The sequence below is a fragment of the Cytobacillus sp. genome, assembly GCF_964223445.1.
GTDB lineage: Bacteria > Bacillota > Bacilli > Bacillales > Cytobacillaceae > Cytobacillus.
This window is the reverse complement of record NZ_CAXQGS010000051.1, coordinates 57,829-73,908: the sequence shown is the minus strand read 5'-3', so window position 1 is coordinate 73,908 and position 16,080 is coordinate 57,829. Positions and strand designations below refer to the sequence as shown.

Annotated in this window: 15 protein-coding genes; 11 read left to right on the top strand and 4 right to left on the bottom strand. The window is 41.2% G+C overall.

Annotated elements, in window-relative coordinates; translation table 11 throughout:
* Positions 1-2 precede the first annotated feature (2 nt).
* The 6 genes from ACEQ1T_RS08715 to ade all read left to right on the top strand — a co-directional run bounded on the left by ACEQ1T_RS08715 (position 3) and on the right by ade (position 7,541).
* Entirely contained in the window at positions 3-878 is an 876-nt protein-coding gene (locus ACEQ1T_RS08715) for a xanthine dehydrogenase family protein subunit M (protein ID WP_370222489.1), read from the top strand.
* Complete coding sequence (locus ACEQ1T_RS08710) at positions 875-3,163, top strand: molybdopterin cofactor-binding domain-containing protein (RefSeq protein ID WP_206837481.1); 2,289 nt, start codon at positions 875-877, stop codon at positions 3,161-3,163. The genes ACEQ1T_RS08715 and ACEQ1T_RS08710 overlap by 4 nt, the downstream gene beginning before the upstream one ends.
* Positions 3,164-3,171: 8 nt before the next feature.
* Positions 3,172-4,008, top strand: a complete 837-nt coding sequence (locus tag ACEQ1T_RS08705; protein WP_370222488.1) for an XdhC family protein — start codon at positions 3,172-3,174, stop codon at positions 4,006-4,008.
* Positions 3,987-4,301 carry an XdhC family protein gene (locus ACEQ1T_RS08700; RefSeq protein ID WP_206837474.1) on the top strand — a complete coding sequence of 105 codons (315 nt, stop codon included), beginning with the start codon at positions 3,987-3,989 and terminating at the stop codon, positions 4,299-4,301. The genes ACEQ1T_RS08705 and ACEQ1T_RS08700 overlap by 22 nt, the downstream gene beginning before the upstream one ends.
* A gap of 91 nt (positions 4,302-4,392) precedes the next feature.
* A complete protein-coding gene (locus tag ACEQ1T_RS08695) occupies positions 4,393-5,760 on the top strand; it encodes an NCS2 family permease (RefSeq protein ID WP_370222487.1) in 1,368 nt (455 codons plus the stop codon).
* Between the two features lie 38 nt (positions 5,761-5,798).
* A complete protein-coding gene (gene ade / locus ACEQ1T_RS08690) occupies positions 5,799-7,541 on the top strand; it encodes an adenine deaminase (RefSeq protein WP_370222486.1) in 1,743 nt (580 codons plus the stop codon).
* A gap of 25 nt (positions 7,542-7,566) precedes the next feature.
* Here ade and ACEQ1T_RS08685 read toward each other — a convergent pair whose 3' ends face one another.
* From ACEQ1T_RS08685 to ACEQ1T_RS08675, 3 genes are all read right to left on the bottom strand, one after another.
* Positions 7,567-9,288, bottom strand: a complete 1,722-nt coding sequence (locus ACEQ1T_RS08685; protein WP_370222485.1) for a glycosyl hydrolase family 18 protein — start codon at positions 9,286-9,288, stop codon at positions 7,567-7,569.
* Between the two features lie 128 nt (positions 9,289-9,416).
* Positions 9,417-10,859 carry a phospholipase D family protein gene (locus ACEQ1T_RS08680; RefSeq protein ID WP_370222483.1) on the bottom strand — a complete coding sequence of 481 codons (1,443 nt, stop codon included), beginning with the start codon at positions 10,857-10,859 and terminating at the stop codon, positions 9,417-9,419.
* Between the two features lie 133 nt (positions 10,860-10,992).
* The gene (locus ACEQ1T_RS08675; protein WP_206837459.1) at positions 10,993-11,316 is read right to left on the bottom strand and encodes a DUF3243 domain-containing protein; all 324 of its coding nucleotides are present in this window, start codon (positions 11,314-11,316) and stop codon (positions 10,993-10,995) included.
* Between the two features lie 196 nt (positions 11,317-11,512).
* Between ACEQ1T_RS08675 and plsY the strand changes: the two genes are divergently transcribed.
* The 5 genes from plsY (at position 11,513) to ACEQ1T_RS08650 (ending at position 15,684) form a co-directional block, all read left to right on the top strand.
* Complete coding sequence (plsY, locus tag ACEQ1T_RS08670; RefSeq protein ID WP_206837456.1) at positions 11,513-12,097, top strand: glycerol-3-phosphate 1-O-acyltransferase PlsY; 585 nt, start codon at positions 11,513-11,515, stop codon at positions 12,095-12,097.
* Positions 12,098-12,366: 269 nt separating this feature from the next.
* A complete protein-coding gene (locus ACEQ1T_RS08665) occupies positions 12,367-13,107 on the top strand; it encodes a PAS domain-containing sensor histidine kinase (protein WP_370222482.1) in 741 nt (246 codons plus the stop codon).
* Positions 13,108-13,235: 128 nt separating this feature from the next.
* Positions 13,236-14,396, top strand: coding sequence for a CapA family protein (locus ACEQ1T_RS08660; protein WP_206837449.1), 1,161 nt, complete (start codon positions 13,236-13,238; stop codon positions 14,394-14,396).
* Positions 14,397-14,462: 66 nt separating this feature from the next.
* Positions 14,463-15,281, top strand: coding sequence for a lysostaphin resistance A-like protein (locus ACEQ1T_RS08655; RefSeq protein WP_370222480.1), 819 nt, complete (start codon positions 14,463-14,465; stop codon positions 15,279-15,281).
* Positions 15,282-15,390: 109 nt separating this feature from the next.
* Positions 15,391-15,684 carry a HesB/YadR/YfhF family protein gene (locus tag ACEQ1T_RS08650; protein WP_370222479.1) on the top strand — a complete coding sequence of 98 codons (294 nt, stop codon included), beginning with the start codon at positions 15,391-15,393 and terminating at the stop codon, positions 15,682-15,684.
* A 96-nt stretch (positions 15,685-15,780) separates the two neighbouring features.
* On the opposite strand, the gene ACEQ1T_RS08645 is transcribed toward ACEQ1T_RS08650, so the two are convergent.
* Complete coding sequence (locus ACEQ1T_RS08645; RefSeq protein ID WP_370222478.1) at positions 15,781-16,080, bottom strand: hypothetical protein; 300 nt, start codon at positions 16,078-16,080, stop codon at positions 15,781-15,783.

Below are 16,080 nucleotides of genomic sequence, written 5' to 3'. Positions count from 1 at the left end.
CAATGCTCGTTTCTGAAATTGACATGATTACCCCTTCCTCTCTATCCGAGTGTCTGACCCAGCTATCCAAGGAAGGCAGGAAACATAGATTGATAGCCGGCGGTACAGATGCAGCAGTCCGGATGAAGGAAGGCAAATGGCGGCCAGAAATATGGATTAATATTAAAAACGTAAAAGAGCTGCGCTATATCGAAGAAAGGGAAGATTTTATCCATATTGGCCCCTTGACCACACATACCGATTTGATTCATTCACCGCTTCTGCAGAGAAAAGCGGATGTTCTCGCAGAAGCAGCCCGAGAAATCGGGGCCACTCAAATGCAGAATATGGGAACAATCGGCGGCAATATTGGTACTGCTTCTCCTGCAGGCGATACCCTTCCGGCTTTGTATGCTCTCGGTGCAATGCTTGAACTCGCCTCGCTGACGAAAAAGAGAATCATTCCAATCGAAGAGTTTATCATTGGTCCAGGCAGGACCATTTTAAAAGAAAATGAAATGATTACAAAAATCCTAATTAAACCGCAAAAACCAAATGAAATAGGCATTTTCCAAAAGCTTGGCCCCCGTAAAGCACAATCCATTTCCATTGTGAATATTGCCATTTCACTCACAATGGACCAGGACCGCAAATGCATCGAAGGAAAAATCGCCTTTGGATCTGTGGCACCGACTATTATCCGTGCACGCAAATGTGAATCAATGCTTACCCTGGGGCAGCTAAACGATGATTTAATCCAGAACATCGCCAAAATTGCCTGGAAAGAGGTCATGCCCATTTCAGATGGAAGAGCAACTGCTGCATATAGAAGAGATATGGCAAGTGCTTTACTGGAAAGAGGATTATACCGTCTAATCAGGAGGTGGGAAAACCAGTGAGCACCAAATGGGTTGGAAAGAGAGTAAAAAGAATTGATGGTCCGGAAAAAGTAACCGGAGAATTAAAATATATGACCGATTACCAATTTGACGATATGGTTTGGGGCAAAGTGCTGCGGTCTGTATATCCGCATGCCAAAATTAAATCCATTGACACTCAAGCAGCTAAAAGCCTCCCTGGTGTTATTTGTGTACTCACCCATAAAGATATACCCGGCTTTAATGGATTTGGGATTGTTGTTCCCGATCAGCCTGTTCTGTGCTCAGATGTCGTACGGTGCACCGGAGATGCTGTAGCCTTGGTTGCAGCTGAAACCACTGAAATTGCCGAACAGGCACTGACTTTAATCAAAGTGGATTATGAGCCTTTCGAAGTTGTTGCTGATGCAGAATATGCCTTAACAGATTCTGCTCCAAAGCTTCATCCTGATGGCAATTTGCACAGCCATGTGAAAATAAAAAACGGAAACATTGAAAAAGCCTTCGAAGAAGCTGACATCGTTGTGGAGAATACCTTCTTTTCCCCCCGCCAAATGCATGCATTTATTGAAACAGAAGGCGGCTGGGGAGTTATGGATGAAGAAGGGTTCATCACAATTCGCTGCCCTGGCCAATACGCGTACCGCGATCGAATGCAGATTGCAAGGTCCCTTGCCTATAATCCTGAAAGAATAAGAGTCATTTCAAGTCCTATTGGCGGAGCATTCGGCGGGAAGGATGAGATTACGGTTCAAATTTATCTGGCCCTCCTTGCCATGCATACAAACGGGCGGCCGGTAAAAATTCATTTAAGCCGAGAAGAATCTGTTATTGCGGGCATAAAAAGGCATCCTTTTAAAGTCAAAATGAAAACAGCTGCCAAAAAAGACGGCACATTGCTCGCTAATCAGGTAACTGCTATTGGAGATACCGGTGCCTATGCTTCACTCGGAGGGGCAGTCATCGCTCTGGCAATCGAACATTCCTGCGGTCCTTATAAAATTCCAAATGTGGATCTTGAAGGCTTCTGTGTTTATACCAATAATGGCATTGCCGGTGCCTTCAGAGGCTTTGGCGTCAACCAGGTATGTATGGGAATTGAAACCCATATGGATATGATTGCAGAAAAACTGGGAATGAATCCAATTGAACTGCGCAAAAAAAATGTCTATCATCAAGGCGACGTTTCAAGTGTCGGCCACATTGTCAAATCCAGTGTAGGCACCTATAAAACACTTGAAACCGCAGAAAATTGCGATCTGTGGAAGAACCGTGAAAAGTATAAATCCGAAGTGAGTGAGCCATGGAAAAAACGGGGTGTGTCCCTCGCAACTTCCTTTCATGGCATTGGAATGGGAATTGGACTGCCTGATTATGGAGCCGCCTCTATCGAACTTCTGCCCGACGGAAAATTTCTTGTAGGTGTCGGATGCGAGGAAATCGGCGGAGGCAATAGCACTGTGTACGCCCAGATAGCGGCTGAGATGCTGAACTGTGATATCAGCAATATCATGATCGTTCAAGGAGATACTCTGAAAACACTTGATGGCGGTACTGTAACTGCCTCCCGCTCCACCTATACCGGCGGAAGAGCTGTTGCGGCAGCAGCGCCCAAGATGACTGAACTTCTTATTCAAACAGCTGCAGAAATGCTGAATCTGCAAGCATCAAGAATTGACTTAAGACCAAACCATATTTCAGCCGATGGACAAATCATACCCTATAAGTCTATCTATAAGTACCTTTTTGACCATCATCAGTCTGCCAGAGTAGAAGGACACTTCTACCTGCCAAAAGAAAAGGAAGAAATCAAAGGTTCTGGGGGTGCTCCCCATCATTTATACGGATATTTGACCCATGTCGTGATGGTTGAAGTAGATACTTTAACAGGCGAGACGGATGTTTTGCGGGTTGTTTCCATCCCTGATGCAGGAAAAGTCATTAATCCCCAGGGGTTAGAGGGCCAGGCTGAAGGCGGAGCAGTAATGGGCATCGGCTATACCCTTTTTGAAGATGTGCTGATAGAAAATGGTTACCATAAGACACGAAACTTTACTGATTATATCATCCCCACTATTCGCGAGACGCCATTGATTGAGACCTTCCCTGTTGAAGAGCCCGAACAATCTGGTCCTTTTGGGGCAAAGGGAATTGGGGAAGTTGTGATGATTCCGATTATTGCAGCTATCATGTCGGCCATATATGATGCAACAGGAGCTAGAATCTGCCATCTGCCCGCTACTCCCGAAAGAGTTTTTAATGCACTGAAAGATCTCAAAAAACAAAAAATCCAATCTGCAAGGTGATCCAATTGATGAGCCCCCATTTATTTGCCAAATTAAATGAGTCAGCCAATAACCGGAAAGACACATTTCTGCTTACCATAACAGATTATCCTGATAAAAAGGTCCTCGGAGCCAAAGCTTTATTATGGCCAGATGGGAGCTTTTGCACTGAAGACTCACTGCTGCTGCCACAGGATGTGAAAGATCTTTTAATAACACAATGCAGTAAACTAGTGAGCAAAAAACGGTCCGGCACTGTGAAATTTGTGTGGAAGGACAGGATAATTGAATGTTTTGCAGAATACTTCCCTGCTCCGCTCCACTTGATTTTAGCCGGGGCGGGCCATGTGTGTGAACCCGTGGCAGAAATGGGACGGATGCTGGGATTTTTCGTCACAGTAATAGACGATCGGGAAGAGTACGCAAACAGAGAACGATTTCCATTTGCACAAGAAGTGGTTTGCCAATCCTACCTGCATTATTTCAGGCATGTTGAAATATCGGAAAAAACCTATATTCTCCTTCTTACCAGGGGGCATAAATATGACGTTCTCAGTTTGAATGAACTTTTAAAAAGGAACAGTCAGGCAGGCTATATAGGAATGATTGGCAGCAGAAGACGTATCTCTGGTGTTTTTCAAGAACTCCAGCAGGATTTTCCGGATGAAACCTTTGCCAATCTATACACCCCTGTGGGACTTGATATCGGAGCAGAAACACCTGCAGAGATTGCAGTCAGTATCATGGCAGAAATTCTGAAAGTAAAAAATCAAAAATCTGGAAACTCTTTAAGTACACAAATTAAGAAGTATGCAAAGATGGGTTTCCATGAGGGGGCTGGCGAATGGACCAAATGCAGCTCATAAAGCGTGCCATGGAAGTCAGGAAAGGAGGTGAGAAAGCAGCGCTCGCCACCATTATTCGCACCAAAGGGTCCACTCCGAGGAAAACGGGAAGCCGAATGATTGTGTTTCCCTGCGGAAGAATCGAAGGTACAATTGGCGGGGGCTGCGGTGAAGCCGAAGTGATTGAGATGGCTTTCGAAGTCATCCAATCGAATGCTCCAGGTCAAAAGCGCGTTGATTTAACAAAAGGGCTATTTTTTGAAGATGGCGGAATCTGCGGTGGAATTATGGATGTCTTTATTGAACCTATTTAACCAAAATAATGTATAACTCCCGCCTATTCCATGGTTCAAGTCAGTTTGTTTTGCAGGATGGACACTTACCATGAAGAAGGAGTGACTTTTCATGTCGATGATCGGAAAGGATCTTGGGTCGGGCCTCCCGCCTGCCTCTGATGGGAACCTTTTAGAAAGGCTCTTTAAGCTATCCGCACGAAAAACCAATGTAAAGACAGAAATTCTTGCAGGTGTTACTTCGTTTATGACAATGAGTTATATCATCTTTGTCAACCCGATTATCTTAGCTGACGCAGGAATACCAAAAGAAGCCGCACTTGCTGCAACTATTTACGCAAGTGTCTTCTGTACTCTCCTAATGGCACTGTGGGCAAATTTCCCTGTAGCGGTTGCTCCTGGGATGGGGCTGAATGCCTTTTTTGCCTACACAGTCGTCCTTGGCCAAGGTCTATCCTGGCAAACAGCCCTTGGAGCTGTATTTATATCGGGTATTGTGTTTTTAATTTTGACCGTTACGGGAGTCCGCCAAAAAATCGTAGATGGTGTCCCGGACGTCTTAAAGTCAGCTATTGGTGTTGGAATTGGTTTGTTTATTGCTTTTATTGGCTTAAAAAATGCAGAACTTGTGGTCGCAAATGAAGCTACATTTGTCGGCCTGGGAAGCATCACAAGCCAGGGGCCGCTTCTTGCCCTATTCGGATTAATTATTGCCGCCCTCCTGATGGCAAAGAAAGTAAAAGGCGCCCTGCTTATTAGTATATTGGGTACAAGTGCGCTGGCCATGATTGTTGGCTTCATTGCCTACCCAAAGGGCGTAAGTGATATTGTATCTCTCAGCCTCCCAAGCATGTCTGAGACGTTTTTAGCTATGGATATTATGGGAGCAATAAAATATGGCATCATCTCAGTCATTTTCTCCTTTACTATTGTAGAATTATTTGACAATTTAGCTACCCTCATCGGATTATCAAGAAAAGCTGGCCTTACTGATAAAAATGGGAAAATCGAAAATCTGGATCGTGCCCTTCAGGCAGATGCAGTCGGCACGATGGCAAGTGCAGCCTTCGGAAGCACTGCCTTAAACGCTTATGTGGAAAACGCCACAGGGATCTCGGAAGGCGGACGCACTGGCTTAACTGCTTTAACTGTAGCTGTACTATTTTTCCTGTCACTCATTTTTGCTCCTCTCATTTATTTCATACCGTCTGTAGCCACAGCACCTATTCTTATACTCGTTGGTGCCTTAATGCTCAGTGAAATTAAACATATAAGCTTCGATGACTTCACTGATGTCATTCCTGTTTTTTTAACAATCGTTCTCATGCCATTAACTTTCAGTATCGCCCAGGGACTGGCATTCGGCTTTATCTCTTATACACTGCTTAAGCTTCTTACAGGCAAGCATCATCAAATCCACTGGATCATGTATTTTGTCAGTGCTGCCTTTATTATTAATTTCATTATGGGCGGACATTAATCTGATGACTGTCATTATTTAAAAAGCGAGGAGTCCATATGAAGCTTACCATTGAAACGTTGCGAAAAAGAATTGACGTGGCAGCCAAAAGAACTCCTGCCGACCTGGTTATTAAAAATGGGAAGATAATAAATGTTTTTACACGTGAAATCATCGAGGAAGACATAGCCATTGCCGATGGATTCATAGCAGGCTTAGGAAGCTATGAAGGGAAGGAAATGATTGATGCTGGGGGCAGCTATATAGCCCCCGGGTTCATTGATGGGCATGTCCATATTGAATCAGCGATGGTTACCCCTGCAGAATTCAGCAATGTTGTCCTTCCGCATGGAGTAACGACTGTCATTGCAGACCCTCATGAAATAGCCAATGTCAGTGGAACAAAAGGCATTGATTTCATGCTGGAATCTTCAAATGCGATCCCGCTTGATGTATTTTTTATGCTTCCATCCTGTGTGCCTGCAACTCTATTTGAAAATGCCGGCGCTTCCCTCAGTTATAAGGATCTTGAACAATATTACGGCCACCCGAGAGTACTCGGTCTTGGCGAAGTAATGGATTACCCTGCTGTTATGAACAATGATGAAGAAATGCTAAAAAAACTGGAAGACGCACATAGCAAAGGAAAAAACATCGATGGGCATGCAGCAGGACTTAATGCAGATGAAATTAATATATACATGGCAGCAGGCATTAAATCAGACCATGAATGCATAAACCCTGAAGAGGCGCTGAACCGAATGCGAAAAGGGATGTATGTGATGCTGAGGGAAGGGTCTGCGGCTAGGGACTTATTAGCACTTCTTAAATCTGTCAGCGAACATAACGCAAGGCGCTGTTTATTCGTAACGGATGACAAGCATCTGGATGACCTGATCAAAGAAGGCAGCATTGATTATAATGTCAGAATGGCCATTAAGGAAGGGATGGATCCTGTCCTTGCCGTTCAAATCGCCACACTGAATGCAGCAGAATGCTTCGGTCTGAAAAATAAAGGGGCTATTGCTCCGGGTTATGAAGCCGACCTGGTTTTTATTAGTGATCTTAGGAAGGTTAAGATTGAAAAAGTAATAAAGAGCGGAATACTTGCTGCAGAAAACGGGATCATTAAGGATCCAGCTCCGGCTAGCGTCGAACCTGCGCCTGCCATCTTGGACAGCGTCAAAATCGGCAGCTTAAAGGGTGAAGATTTAAACATCAACATTGGAACTGGTGATGCCAATATTATCGGCATTATACCGAACAGCATTGTGACCAGACACCTGTTGGAAAAGGCAGATTCACTTAATGGCTATTTCCAGCCTAATCCTGAAAAAGATTATTTAAAATTGGCTGTGGTGGAGCGGCATCATCTCACCGGAAGCATCGGGCTTGGCATAATTAAGGGACTGGGGATTACAAGAGGTGGCATTGCCTCAACGGTTGCCCACGATTCCCATAATATTGTGGCAGCTGGCACCTCTGATGAAGATTTACTGGCGGCCATTAAGCATACTGCATCGATGAAAGGCGGCCTGGTTGTTGTCCAGGATGGAGAAATCCTTGCGGAACTGCCCCTGCCTATTGCGGGGCTCATGAGTGATCAGGATTCTTCATTTATTTTCGGACGTTTGTCTGAATTGAATCATGCGCTAAGAACAGTCGGATGCAGCATGGAATTCAACCCGTTTTTGACGCTTTCATTTTTAGCGCTTCCAGTAATACCTGAGCTAAAGTTAACTGATAGAGGATTATTTTCAGTCAGATCTTTTTGTCACATTAACGTAGAAGCAGAAAAATAAGGCCGGGATTTTCTCCGGCCTTATTTCATTTCTTAGTAACTTCCTTCTTATTTAATGATAATGCTGCCCAAGCTGTTTCATCTGCAAAGTACCTGCTCCAGCTTGCCACACCGGCCAAATTATATTTCTTTGCCAATTCAGCCCGTTTTGTTAATGATATTTCATCTTCAAGCCACACTTTGTATGTGATTTTATCTTTTTCTGAAAAATGCTCAGCATAATTTTGCCCGCTTTCCGGATCATATGCTGGAGTAACTTTATTTTGACTGAGCCATTCTTTCACTTTGCTCATAGAAAGCGCTTTAGAAGAAACATCCCCGTTTGATTTTTGTTCCCACAATCTAGTATATAATGGCACTCCCAATATTAATTTTTCATTGGGCACAAACTCCAGCAGATGTTTCAGGTTTTCTTCCACCCACGGCAGGCTCGCAACGCTTCCTGCCACCTGCGAGCTTCCCCAATGCTCATCATAAGCCATGACAACCAAATAATCTGCTATCACGGCAAGTTTATCTCTTTCATAAAAAGCTGACCAATTACCGCTGGATGAAATGAATGTGATATCCATTGATACGACTAAACCTGCTTCATGAAAGTACGGAGCGGCTTCCCTCACAAACTGCGTTATTAATGGACCATCCTCCGGGTTAACATTTTCAATGTCAAGATTGACCCCATTTAATTCATACAATTGACTGAAATGCAGAAGCTGCCGAATCATATTCTGCCTTGTTTCAAAAGAACCAAATGCTTCATGTGTTAAAACAGGGTCAAATGCATTTGAAAATAAGCCCCATATTTGGTATCCCTGTTTTCTTGCCCATAATGAATAATCCTTCGATCCCAGGTTTTTGATGGAACCTTTTCCATCCGCAAGCTCAAACCATGTTGGCGAAATGACATTAACGCCAGGCATCTTCGGAATTTTAGATGTATTGGGATTTTTTGAATATACAGCTTCCCAGGTCAGCTGTATAGGTCCTTCCATTTCTGGCGCTGCTTTAACTGATTCTTCAAGGGAAATAGCAATCTGTTTGCTCTCACCCTTTTTGATGTATTGTTTCTTCAAATATCCAGCTGTACCGTCTTCTTTTCTAATAAAATAGTAGTCTCCCTTTTCTTGTTCAATTAAAACATTCTCGTTCGGAGAAACTGAAGCCGTATAAGGGGATTTCAGGCTGTCTTTCGTCCGCAGCCGAAGCAGTTCTTCATGAATACCTTTTTCCTTCACCTTACCGGAAACCATTGACTCCCCATTCTTTTGAACCCATATTGCACCTGTATCAGATAGAATTGAATAAGTAATTGGATAGAAAGCCAATAGCGGCTCGATCGACAAATATCTGTCTTTTCCCAGCTGTTTAGCAGCTGTAAAATCCAGTTTCATAGGTTTCTCATTCACATAATAGCTCAAAGATTCAAGTGGCATCTGTACAACATTATTTTTTGTGGCGATTATGATGGATTGTGAATGTTCATCAAATATAATGTCTTCATCGACAAATTCCTGCAAAAACGTTAAAGGCAGGTAGATCGATTCACCTTCTATATAAGCATTGCCCGTCTGTTTGCCATTAAACAAAATTGGATGATCTTCTTTAAAGTAGGATACCTTTTCCTTAGAGGCAAAAGGATATAAAAACGCGAATATGCTTGACGTTATCAGTATAAGAGCAAGCAAAAGCCCCGCTAAAATAAGCTTTTTAGCGGGAGACTTTTGTGGATTTGTTTCAATTTTATACATTCCATTTCCTCCCTTCAACCATCGTATCGAAATAATCAGATAATGGGAAGAAAATTTAGAATGTCTTTAACTTATTTTCACCCCTCCTATATTAACGGAATTAATATAGGAAAGGTTTCAAGTTTTTATCAGTATGTTGTAAAGTGAGTAAGCTTCTGCAGTCTGTAAGTAAAATATTTTACCACTGGCATTTTTTCATTGGATGGATAGTTATTCGTATAGATTGCACCGTTATTATTCCAAAGCTTATTAAAGTAGCTGTCGACATCCTTCATAACCTGCGATTGGTCAGGAGCGCTAATTTTTAAATTTGTCTCCAGGTTTAAATCATCCAGATTTCTCTTTGTAAAATTTGCTGAACCAGCTATGATCATATTATTTTCTTTCCCGGTTACATACATGATTTTCGCATGGTACTGTTCAAAGCCCGTATTGTACCATCTGATTTTTATGTTTTCATGGCCTAATTTGTCTAATTCAGCTGCCACAGGTATATTGGGCAGCCCAATTTTTTCAGAGCCGAAAGCGTTCTGATTTGGATCCAGGATCATTTTTACTTTTACTCCCCTGTCGGCTGCTTCTTTTAGTGCATCAACCACTTTTCTGTCAGCAAGATAAAACATGCCAAGCCAGATGGTTTCACCTTTCCTGACTTTATTGATTTCTTTAATAATGTGTTTATAAATCTTGCCTTCAGTCAGCACCTGGGCTTTAACCGTGCCTGTTTTATTGCTGTCTGCAGGCTTAGCATTTGTCAGTTTGCCTGATGCTGAATAATCGACCACCGCCTGCTCGGTTTTCACGAGGTCAGCTAAAATTGACCCTTTTACTTCAAACGCGATATTTGAATGAAAACCGCTGGCATTATGGGGATTTCCAGATGTGACAATTCCTGTTTTCTCCGTTACAAAAACTTTCCGGTGATTTGCTTTAATATTCATGAGATCGAGATAGGACCGAAATGTCACTTCAGGAGCATTTTCTGCAAGCGGATTGGGAAGCCAGCCTTCGCCACCCTGGCCAAACCATTGTAAAAAAACACGCCAAAATGCCGAATAGATAGGATTAGAATCTCTTAATGGAACTAATGAGGTATAAACTACATTTATACCATTCTTTTTCAGTTTCTTGAATTCTGGTACATCATGCGATCCATATGTACTGTTAATCCGATCTGTGATCACCGTAATATCCATATTGGGGTGGCTTTGCTTTTGTTCGATGAGCTCTTCAGTTATTTTACCGCTAATATCCGGATATTCTTTATCACCATCATTAAAACCATTGAATAAAAACATATCCATCACGATAAAATCCTCTGCCTCACCAATTGCTTCTAATATCCGGTTAAAAATCTGCTGATCACTTTCTCTTCTGCCGTTATCTTTTTCAAAAGTTAAATCGTATAAGAACTTAATATCTTCTACAGTGTGAACTTCCCCTTCGAAAGAAAGGCCTTTTGGCAATGGTTTATTGTATTGATAGATGATGGTTGCTGTCAATACCAGCACAAGGCTCAAAATGGGTATCCATACCGCTTTTCTATTTAACTTTCCCCGAACCTTTTTCACCAGGACTCCCCCTGCCCATTAGATTGCGATAACTATATATAGACCATTTTTGACTATTGTAAACTCATCTATGCGTTTGCAAGCAAAATAAAAGGCAAAGGGCTGCGCCTTTGCCTTGAATGATATATATTTTTTAGCCTACAAGCTTTACAAGCATATGAGATAGTTTATGCTTTTCTTCTTCAGTCCCTACATTCCACAATTCCTGCAGAAGCTTTTCTTCACGGTTTCTTGGATCTTCTTTGGAAGCCAGATAATCGCCTACCTTTTGAGCTGTGTTTGCAAGCTGTTCCTCATCCATGCCCATTTTCTGGCCCAGGGAGACCTTACCGCTTAAATATTCTTTAAAACCGTCAAAGCTTGAAAGAATTTCATCTTTCTTTTCGCTTCCCATATTGCTTAGCTTTTCCTCTACATTGCCGGCTTGTCCATTTACATTATTCATATTCTGTTCCATGCTGAATCTCTCCTTTATATGGATTTGATTGCTGTGACAGTCTACTAATACCCTGCTGGAATTTATATCAAACACCGGGCAGAGAGTTTGAGGCGCTCCACTGAAATAAATTGGACAACTTTTTATTTGTACATGGTATGCAGGTTTGCTCACATGGTACAATATACTAACATAGAAAGTATGAAGGAGAGTTTTTATGATTTATGGAATTATTATTATTTTAGCTTACTTACTTGGCTCCATTCCTTCTGGTTTAATTGTCGGGAAAGTTTTTTATGGAGTGGATATCCGGGAGCATGGCAGCGGAAATTTAGGCGGTACCAATACATTCCGGACCCTTGGGGTTAAAGCAGGCATGATTGTAACCATAGCTGATATCTTAAAAGGCACCCTTGCTGCAGCCCTCCCCTTATTCTTTGGTTCGGACATGCATCATCTTGCAGCAGGTGTTTTTGCAGTTATAGGGCACATGTATCCGCTGTTTGCCGGCTTTCGCGGCGGTAAAGCAGTTGCCACATCTGGGGGAGTGCTGTTAGCCTATGTACCCCTAATGTTTCTTATCATATTGGGTGTTTTCTTTCTAAGCCTTTACATAACAAAGTACGTGTCCTTGTCCTCTATTCTGGCAGCAGTTGCCTCCATTATTTACGCACTTATTCTGGGAGACATACCACTCATTATAGTTGTATCAATTCTGGGATTCTTTGTTATTTACAGGCATAGAGCAAACATTAAACGAATAAAGGACAAAACTGAGCCCAAAATAAAATGGCTTGGCTGAAAAAACAGCCAGCAGCGCAAAGCAGCAGACTTCATCTGCTGTTTTTTTTATTTAATTTGAATTATTTTCAGATATTTCAGTATAGTTTATTTGAATAAAGTGTTAAAGTGATATTATACTAATCACAAAGACCCAGAAGCTTAATATTAAAAAATTTTATAACAATCAAATTTTTATACATAAAAAAACATAAATTGCTATCTTTCGCCATACATTAGTTTAGGCAAAAAATTTTAGCCAAAAACGTTAAAGTAAGGATGAATTATGGAATGGAAAAGGAAAAAGAGAAGTACCTAAAAAAAGCAGCGGAAGAAATTAAAGAAACCGAAATGACATCTGATTACTCGGCAGATATTGGACAACTTGCTGCGGGTATTGCACATGAAATTAGAAATCCGCTTACAACAGTAAAAGGATTTATTCAGCTCTTGAAGCCTTATTTAATTGAGATCGGCAAAGAACAGTATGCAGAAATTGCCATAGAAGAGATAAATCGGGCAAATGATATGATTTATGAATTTTTAAATGCATCCAAACCTGCTCAAAACAAAAAAACGGAAATTGATATAAACAAATTGATTCAGGAAATGAATATCTTATTTGAAAACGAGGCTAACATTAGAAATATACACCTTACAGTAAGCCTTAGCTCCAGAAACCCCCTCTTCTATGGTGATTTGAAGCAGATAAAGCAGGTGCTGATTAACATTATTAAAAATGCACTTGAAGCATGTGAAGAAGCTCATGCAACGGAAGGTAAGGTATGTCTTATTGTCAAAACAATTAACCAGAAAACGCAAATCATTATTGAGGATAATGGACCTGGAATGACAGAAGAAACCATAAACCAATTATTTGTGCCATTTTATACAACAAAAGAAAAAGGAACTGGAATCGGTTTATCAATAAGCCGGAAGATAATAGAAGAACATGATGGCAAAATTAAAGTCCATTCCAAATATTCGCATGGCACCATTTTTGAAATTGAACTCCCTGCAATCTTGAGCTGAGGCATTTATCTCAATATATCAAATAATGGAATTTGCAAAATAGAAAAAAAATGATGAAAAATGTAAAAATTCATATTAAAATTAGACTATTAATATATCTGATGCTTTATATTAAGGGGATAATTTTTATGAAATTCACCAAAGCCTTCCTGCTATCCGCATTTTTCTTTACCACATTTTTAATTTGCTCGGGCCTGCTCATCTTTAAAATGCACACTGAAAATAAGGCTGAGGCAGCTGAAGCCAAACCAGCTCAATTGCATATGGAAAACAGAGAAACCACCGCGGTTAATAAAATGCTTATAGAGAAGGCGACATTGGGAGCAATTGGCGACATACTGATTCATGACAGGGTATATAATGTTGCAAAAACAAAGACAGGCTATGATTTCAAGCCGATGTTTGAGCATGCAAAAACGCTATTAAAAACTCCCGACATCCTGCTTGCCAATCAAGAGACTATTTTGGGAGGTCCGGAAATAGGCATTTCCAGTTACCCCATGTTCAACAGCCCTCAGGAAGTGGGAGACGCCCTCATTGAGGCTGGTGTTGACATTGTTTCAACAGCCAATAACCATTCACTTGATAAGGGAGAAAAAGGATTGAAAACATCCCTGGATTATTTAGATCAGATAGGATTGCCGCATGTAGGAACGAGCAGAACCCCCGGCGAACAGCAAACCTTAAAAATACTAAACAAAAACGGAATTAAAGTTGCTTATCTTTCTTACACATATGGTACAAACGGAATGCCCGTTCCGGCAGGAAAAGATTATCTCGTTAACCTTATTGATAGAACAGCAATGAAAGAGGAAATTAACCGGGCAAAAGATGAAGCTGACGTAGTTGTTATGAGTATGCATTGGGGAAATGAATACCAGCTTCAGCCCACAGAGGAACAAAAGGAACTGGCAGAGGTCCTTGCAAATGATGGTGTGGACATTATTTTTGGACACCATCCACATGTACTGCAGCCAATGGAATGGATTGACAGGAAAGACGGACGGAAATCTCTTGTTGTATACTCTCTAGGCAATTTTTTATCCGGCCAGATTAATGATTACAAGGACATAGGCGGTATTGCAACTGTAGAGATAACGAAGTATATTGATCAAACCGGTGTCAATATTGAACTTTCCAATCCGGGGTTCATCCCGACATACGTAAGCAATAAACAGCAGGAAAAATATCGGGTCGTACCGTTGAAGGATGCTGGCGGCTATGGCCTTCCCAATGCAGAGTCCAAATACAATGAAATTATGGCACATATGCTCGATCATGTTCAGTAAAGCGCTTTTTAGCGCTTTTTTTATGTAAAAAATGGTAAAATATATTGTAGCAAAGGAGCTATGATCATGAAAACCGCTTATGTTACTAAATCTTTTCCTTATTTGCAATTATGTATATTCACAGCTTCAATAGTGCTTTTTCAATACAAACTTTTTGCTTTCGCTTTTATACTTTCCTTTGGACTTATCCTTTTTTTACTATTCACTTCAAAGCTGGAGCGTGTGTTTGCCTGGATCATTGCAGGGTACTTAACAGGCAGTCTACTGTTTCTTTATGGCGATAAAATGCTTGATGCACTGCCATTTCAACACTATATCTTAATGATATTCAATCGGAATCGGGTTCTTCTGTTAATTCCTATTCTTCTGCTTGTCTATATTTCTATAAAATTTAATAAAACTGCCATCCCCTTATTGCGCAAACCGGATTGGAATTCACAAATATATTTCCCATTCATATGGAGCGGCTTCCATTCATTAAAAATAAAACATTTTCTTGTGATTGCCATCATGATTAATTTTGCTTCATTTGCCTATTCAATTTTTACTGCTGAAAACTCCTTTACCATGGACTTTATCATATTCCTGATTGGCTTCTCCATCATTAATGGAATAATGGAAGAGCTTTTATGGAGAGGAATCATCTTATCTAGAATGTCGGAGCTTTCAGGCGATAAGGCAGCTGTTCTTATTTCTGGGCTGGCGTTTGGATTTTCTCATATCATGCTTGGCTACTCTATTGGCCTATGTCTGCTGTTTGCTGCTGGGGGAATATTCTATGCGGCTATTACTGTTAGGTCCAGAAGTATTTTCCCTGCTGCCATATGGCACATGGCCATGAACGTATTTATGATTTTAAGCGGTTTAATCCCCTTCCCAGGATGAATAAATATTGATTCAATCCATCATTAAAGGTATTGGAACAGACATTTTATTCGCGCACAGGGAAAAACTAGCCTATAATATGACTATCACCCAGGAGGAGGAATTTCAAATGAACATACATATTGAAGATCAGGCTGCCCAATGGTATCAGGAGGAAATGCTCTTGAATAATGGTGACTTCGTCCGCTTTTTTGCAAGATATGGCGGCTGCAGTACTGTCCAGCAAGGATTTTCATTAGGAGTCTCTAATGAACACCCGCATAACGCAGGAGTGCAGACTGAAAAAAACGGAATTACTTACTTTATTGAAGAAAAGGACTTATGGTACTTTGATAATCATGATTTATTGGTAACATTTAATGAGAAAGCACGGGAACCTGAATTCAAATATAACAATGGGTAAAAGAAGCAGATCCGGCCTGCTTCTTTTTTCTATAAAAGATAATAATAAACTCCGAAGATAGATAACGGTCTAGCTCAAGGGCGCCTTCCGCTTTTCTTACTGCAGCCGTTCCAGCTGCTCCCAGAGCTTCTCCTTTTCAAGTATTTCTTTCTGCCTGTCACCAATCAAGTCATAATGCGAGTACCCATCATCCCGATAATCAATCCACTCAGGCTTAAGGCCATGTGTTTCTCCCCATTCTATCAACTTCTTCAGATCCGAACACCCGACCTTTGTGACCGTTTTACAGCCTGGGAAGCGATCATCTATCCAATAATGGGTTAAAAAAGCAATTTCTCCACGATCTATTTTCATCTTCCATTCTTGAAGATCTTTTCTGCGAAGACCGAATGCCAT

Bases quoted from the DNA above. Each gene is read 5' to 3' on its own strand.
- ACEQ1T_RS08665 (WP_370222482.1), top strand. From the start codon at position 12,367: ATGGAAAAGGAAAAAGAGAAGTACCTAAAAAAAGCAGCGGAAGAAATT.
- ACEQ1T_RS08695 (WP_370222487.1), top strand. From the start codon at position 4,393: ATGTCGATGATCGGAAAGGATCTTGGGTCGGGCCTCCCGCCTGCCTCT.
- ACEQ1T_RS08660 (WP_206837449.1), top strand. From the start codon at position 13,236: ATGAAATTCACCAAAGCCTTCCTGCTATCCGCATTTTTCTTTACCACA.
- plsY (WP_206837456.1), top strand. From the start codon at position 11,513: ATGATTTATGGAATTATTATTATTTTAGCTTACTTACTTGGCTCCATT.
- ACEQ1T_RS08650 (WP_370222479.1), top strand. From the start codon at position 15,391: ATGAACATACATATTGAAGATCAGGCTGCCCAATGGTATCAGGAGGAA.
- ACEQ1T_RS08655 (WP_370222480.1), top strand. From the start codon at position 14,463: ATGAAAACCGCTTATGTTACTAAATCTTTTCCTTATTTGCAATTATGT.
- ade (WP_370222486.1), top strand. From the start codon at position 5,799: ATGAAGCTTACCATTGAAACGTTGCGAAAAAGAATTGACGTGGCAGCC.
- ACEQ1T_RS08705 (WP_370222488.1), top strand. From the start codon at position 3,172: ATGAGCCCCCATTTATTTGCCAAATTAAATGAGTCAGCCAATAACCGG.
- ACEQ1T_RS08685 (WP_370222485.1), bottom strand. From the start codon at position 9,288: ATGTATAAAATTGAAACAAATCCACAAAAGTCTCCCGCTAAAAAGCTT.
- ACEQ1T_RS08675 (WP_206837459.1), bottom strand. From the start codon at position 11,316: ATGGAACAGAATATGAATAATGTAAATGGACAAGCCGGCAATGTAGAG.
- ACEQ1T_RS08715 (WP_370222489.1), top strand. From the start codon at position 3: ATGCTCGTTTCTGAAATTGACATGATTACCCCTTCCTCTCTATCCGAG.
- ACEQ1T_RS08700 (WP_206837474.1), top strand. From the start codon at position 3,987: ATGGACCAAATGCAGCTCATAAAGCGTGCCATGGAAGTCAGGAAAGGA.
- ACEQ1T_RS08645 (WP_370222478.1), bottom strand. From the start codon at position 16,080: ATGGCATTCGGTCTTCGCAGAAAAGATCTTCAAGAATGGAAGATGAAA.